Source organism: Mycobacterium sp. UM_Kg1, from assembly GCF_000972925.1.
In the GTDB taxonomy this organism is placed as follows: domain Bacteria; phylum Actinomycetota; class Actinomycetes; order Mycobacteriales; family Mycobacteriaceae; genus Mycobacterium; species Mycobacterium hiberniae.
The window spans coordinates 1-648 of sequence record NZ_JRMK01000336.1 but is presented as its reverse complement, the minus strand read 5'-3'; the positions used below and the strand labels follow the sequence as shown (position 1 = coordinate 648).

Annotated in this window: 1 protein-coding gene; it reads right to left on the bottom strand. The window is 69.1% G+C overall.

What is annotated here, in order from left to right; genetic code table 11:
- A partial coding sequence (locus tag LI92_RS21425) for a M50 family metallopeptidase (protein ID WP_046322604.1) occupies positions 1-648 on the bottom strand: 648 nt, incomplete at both ends.

Below are 648 nucleotides of genomic sequence, written 5' to 3'. Positions count from 1 at the left end.
CGATGTGCCCGCCGTCGAACGGCAGCAGCGGCACCAGGTTCAGCACGCCCAGGATGAAGTTCAGCTGGGCCAGGAAGAACCAGAACGCCACCCACAGCCCGTGATCGACGGTGTCGCCGCCGATGATCGACGCTCCCACCACACTGATCGGGGTTTCGGGGTCACGCGGCCCGCTCGGGTGACCGATGGCGTTCACCAGCGCGCCGACCTTGGAGGGGATGTTGGCCAGCGACTTGCCCAGCAGCACCGCCAGGTCGCCGCTGAAGGTGAACGTCGCCGGGACCGCGGTGAGCGGGTTGTACTGCGTGGGCCCGAACTGGGCGGCCCCGACGCCGATCGCGCCGACGGTGCTGGGCACGGCCTCACGATCGGGGCCGTCGGCGATCCAGCGCTGGGTCGGCGCCACGTCGACGTACTTGGTCAGCTCGGCGCCGTTGCGCTCGATGACGAACGGGGTCCGGCCGTGCTGCTTGCGTACTGCCGCAGCCATCTCCTCGAACGTCGACACCGGCGTGTCCCCGACCTTGACCACCACGTCACCGGGCTCGATTCCAGCCAGTGCGGCCGGGCCGGGACCCTCGCAGGCACCCAGTTCTCCCTTGACGACTTCCGGTGCCACACAGTCTGTTTTCCCGATGACGGCGGTGG